Below are 3,928 nucleotides of genomic sequence, written 5' to 3'. Positions count from 1 at the left end.
ACTTCATCCAGGCCACCGCTATAGATTTCGATATCGGACGTGGCCGGAAGCAAGGCACGCAGGCGTGCGGCGGTGGCAACGTGATCGTCGATGCCCGCTGCGACCTCCGGATTGCCTACGGCCTGCATCAGCTGGCTGTGTCGGCCGGCATATAGCTCGCCGAGGTCGTGGACGGCCTGACGCTGTGCCGAACGCGTACGTTCGGCCGCATCGCTCTCGTCGGCGATAAGCCATGCCTGCCACGCGCAAAATGCACCGCCGACCGTGAGCAGCGTGGCGCCGATCAACGGCAGCACGCGTCGCACGTCGATACGAAGCCCCCGCTTCGCCCCTCCCTCGTTACGCCCCATGCTGCCCCTTGCTCCCCGTCGCCTGTCAGCCAATGCCTGTCGAACCGAATCCGCCTTCGCCCCGCAGCGAAGGGGCGAACCCGTCGACAACGCGCAAGCGTGCCCGTCCTACCGGCACCAGCAATAATTGCGCAATCCGGTCACCCGGCGCGATGGTCAGTATCGCGTTTCCACGATTCCAGCATGAAATCATTAAAGGACCCTGGTAATCCGCGTCGATCACGCCGACCAGATTGCCCATCACGAGGCCTTGCTTATGACCTAGCCCGGAACGCGGCACGATGAGGGCGCACCAGGCAGGGTCACCAATATGGATGGCAAGGCCGGTCGGCACCAGCACGCTATCGCCCGGCGCCAGCGTCACCGGCGCGTCGACAGCCGCCCGGAGGTCCATCCCTGCGCTACCGTTCGTGGCCGGCTCGGGAAGGGGGATGGTGTCGCCCAGGCGGGCATCGAGAATCTTCAGTTCAATGTCGATCAAGGCTCAGGCTCCGATGCCCGCGAGGAAACGTTGCGCGATATGGCCGACGAGCTGGCGCGCCAGCTCGGTCTTGGGCATCTGGGGCAGCGCGGCGCCGCCGTTGCGCCAGTAGAGCTGCAAGGCGTTCTCGGCGACCTCGAAACCGCGCCCCGGACCGACCTCGTTGGCCGCGATCATATCGATGCCCTTGCGCAGCAGCTTGTCCTGCGCGTAGGTCGCCAGCTCGCGGGTCTCGGCAGCGAAGCCGACCAGGAAGGGTCGGTCGGGGAGTGCCGCGAGAGAGGCGATGATGTCGGGATTTTCCGCCAGCTCGAGGCGAAGCGGGTTGCCGTCGTTCTTTTTCAGCTTGTGGTCGGCGGTTTCTGCTGGCCGGTAGTCGCCGACGGCGGCGGCACCAATATAGATATCGGCACGCGCGGCCGCCTTCAGCACGGCTTCCTGCATCTGCCGTGCGCTGCGCACGTCGACCCGGTTCACGCCGCCGGGCGTCGGGAGCGAGACCGGGCCGGCGACCAGGGTGACGTCGGCGCCCGCATCGCGGGCAGCCATGGCGACGGCGAATCCCATCCGGCCGGAACTGCGGTTACCGATAAATCGTACCGGGTCGATGTCTTCGTACGTGGGGCCGGCGCTGACCAGTACCTTCCGACCTCGCAGGGGTTGCTCACCGAAGGAGGCAACCAGGATGTCACGCAGCTCGTGGGGCTCCAGCATGCGACCGGAGCCGATGTCCCCGCACGCCTGGTCACCGTCGGCAGGGCCGAGGATACCCACGCCGCGGACACGCAGCGTGCCGACGTTCGCCTGCACCGCCAGGTTCGCCCACATCTGCTGGTTCATGGCGGGCGCGATGTACACGGGCGCCGCCGTGGCAAGCACCACGGTCGAGAGCAGGTCGTCGGCGAAGCCATGGGCGAGCCGTGCGATGGTGTCGGCGCTGGCCGGGGCGATAAGCACCCTCTCGGCCCACTTCGCCAGTTCGATGTGGCCCATCGCGGCTTCGCCCGCCTCGTCCCAGAGGCTGACGCGTACCGGCTGGCCGGAGAGCGCCTGGAAGGTGGTGGGCGTCACGAAATGCGTCGCGCCTTCGGTCATGACGACGCGCACCTCGGCATCGAGATCGCGAAGGCGACGAACGAGTTCGCAGATCTTGTAAGCGGCGATGCCACCGGTTACGCCAATCAGGATGCGACGCTGGCGAAGGCTCATGGCGGAACGACGCTGCTTCGGAGGGCCAGTTAGCTTAACGGATTTCAGGAAGCCCATTTTTTCAGAATCGTTCTATCGCCAAGGCGATGGTCGCAACCCTAAGTTGCTCGTCGGGCCGTCACGCACGATGGCAAGACAGGAAACACGAACTGATGAAGCGGGGGACGACCCATCACGCCGGTGTCCGCGATGCGGCCGGGACGCCGACGGCATACCGGCCACGGCCGATCCACCAATGGCCGGAAAGCGAACGACCCCGCGAACGCCTGCTGGCCCACGGCGTGGCCGCGCTGTCCGATGCCGAGCTCATCGCCGTGTTGATCGGCAACGGCACGGCGGGCTGCGACGCCGTCGCCACTGCCCGGGCCCTGCTCGGTCAAGCCGGCAGTCTCGGAAGGTTGCTGGCCGACCCCGACCACCTGCCTCGCGTCAGCGGCGTCGGGCCAGCCAAGCGAGCACGCATCGTCGCCGCGCTCGAACTCGCGCGCCGCTCACTGGGCGAAAGCCTCACCGACCTGCCCCGCATCGAAAGCCCCGCCGATAGCGCCGAGTATTTCCGGGCCCGGCTCCGTCACCTGTCCCACGAGGTCTTCGCTGTCCTGTTCCTCGACACCCGCCACCGGGTGCTGGCCTACGAGGAACTGTTCCGCGGCACCATCGACGGGGCGAGCGTCTATCCCCGGGAAGTCGTCAGGGCCTGTCTCCGTCACCACGCCAGCGCGGTCATCTTTGCCCACAACCACCCCTCGGGCCTGGCCGAACCCAGTCGGGCCGACCGGGAGATCACTCGGGTACTGGTGGAGGCCCTGGGCCTGATGGACATCCGGGTGCTCGACCACCTGGTCATCGGCCATGGTGAGCCCGCCTCGATGGCCGACCTGGGCTTGCTCTGAACCCCGCAAAAAAAGACGGCGCGAGTGCCGCTCGCGCCGTCTGGGGGCCATCTTTCGAGGGAGGGGCGTCGATAACCCTTGTGCCGTCGGCCGGGGAGCCACCGGGCACAAGAGGAATTGTGACGACGACCAGTTACAGCGCCGTGACGTGCCGAAAAACAGCTCATGACGCCTTGAAGGAATTGACTTATGCACATTGACCACGTTTTCCACTTGGGCGTCACATCTGCTGTCCTCGCAGAGGTCACCGACTTAACACCATGATTTATCGCAACTTTAGATGTTACGCATCGAAGACATTTCCTGTCGTCCCCTTGCAGCTCTCGTTTCGGCCGTTGTTGCCCACAGAGTTATCCACAGGCTGGGGGATGAACCGGACGGTCCGTGGCGACCGGCCCGGGCGCCCCTTCTGATAGGATTGCCGGTTCCATATCCGTGTCCCGACTCCCGTGAAACAAGAGCTCAAACAACTCGTCCTGCAGGCCATCGGGGCTCTGCGGGAGTCCGGCAAACTGCCGTCCGATTTCGTGGCGCCGACGTTCGTCATCGAACGCACGCGCAGCCGCGAACACGGCGATTTCGCGACCAACGTCGCCATGATGATGGCCAAGGCTGCCGGCCGTAAGCCGCGAGACATCGCCACAGACCTGGCCGAGGCGTTCCCGCCTTCGGCGCTCGTGGGCAAGGTGGAGATCGCCGGGCCGGGCTTCATCAACTTCTTCCTGGCCCCGGCTGCGTTCCATGCCGAGATCAGCCGGGCACTCGCCGAAGCTGACCGCTATGGCAGCAACCACGATGGTGGCGGCCGTCAGGCAGGCGTGGAGTTCGTTTCGGCGAACCCGACGGGTCCGCTCCATGTGGGTCACGGTCGCGCCGCGGCCATCGGCGACAGCATCAGCCGGCTGCTTCACGCCAGCGGCTGGAAGGTGACCCGGGAGTTCTATTACAACGACGCCGGCGTCCAGATCGCCAACCTGGCGCTGTCCACCCAGGCT

At 65.9% G+C, this 3,928-nt stretch carries 4 protein-coding genes and 1 pseudogene; 2 read left to right on the top strand and 3 right to left on the bottom strand.

Annotated elements, in window-relative coordinates:
* The 3 genes and pseudogenes from AC1DT2_RS17285 to coaBC form a co-directional block, all read right to left on the bottom strand.
* A pseudogene (locus AC1DT2_RS17285) lies at window positions 1-350 on the bottom strand (phosphomannomutase/phosphoglucomutase); the annotation flags it as partial.
* Window positions 351-375: 25 nt separating this feature from the next.
* The gene (gene dut, locus AC1DT2_RS17280; protein ID WP_213949859.1) at window positions 376-831 is read right to left on the bottom strand and encodes a dUTP diphosphatase; all 456 of its coding nucleotides are present in this window, start codon (window positions 829-831) and stop codon (window positions 376-378) included.
* 3 nt (window positions 832-834) lie between these two features.
* Window positions 835-2,040 (bottom strand): bifunctional phosphopantothenoylcysteine decarboxylase/phosphopantothenate--cysteine ligase CoaBC, encoded by a 1,206-nt coding sequence (gene coaBC / locus AC1DT2_RS17275; protein ID WP_477297690.1) that lies wholly within the window; start codon window positions 2,038-2,040, stop codon window positions 835-837.
* A 152-nt stretch (window positions 2,041-2,192) separates the two neighbouring features.
* Here coaBC and radC point away from each other — a divergent pair, with 152 nt between their 5' ends.
* Together radC and argS are read left to right on the top strand one after the other, a co-directional pair.
* On the top strand, window positions 2,193-2,933 hold the full coding sequence (radC, locus tag AC1DT2_RS17270; RefSeq protein WP_082879097.1) for a RadC family protein: 741 nt from the start codon (window positions 2,193-2,195) through the stop codon (window positions 2,931-2,933).
* Window positions 2,934-3,382: 449 nt separating this feature from the next.
* Window positions 3,383-3,928, top strand: a 546-nt coding sequence (argS, locus tag AC1DT2_RS17265) for an arginine--tRNA ligase domain-containing protein (RefSeq protein ID WP_477297689.1), incomplete at its 3' end; no start/stop codon positions are given.

This window comes from Luteibacter sp. P4_E6 (genome assembly GCF_056401535.1).
This window is presented reverse-complemented; position numbering and strand designations above follow the sequence as displayed.

Excerpts from the sequence above, each read along its gene's own strand:
- coaBC (WP_477297690.1), bottom strand. The coding sequence starts at position 2,040 with ATGAGCCTTCGCCAGCGTCGCATCCTGATTGGCGTAACCGGTGGCATC.
- radC (WP_082879097.1), top strand. The coding sequence starts at position 2,193 with ATGAAGCGGGGGACGACCCATCACGCCGGTGTCCGCGATGCGGCCGGG.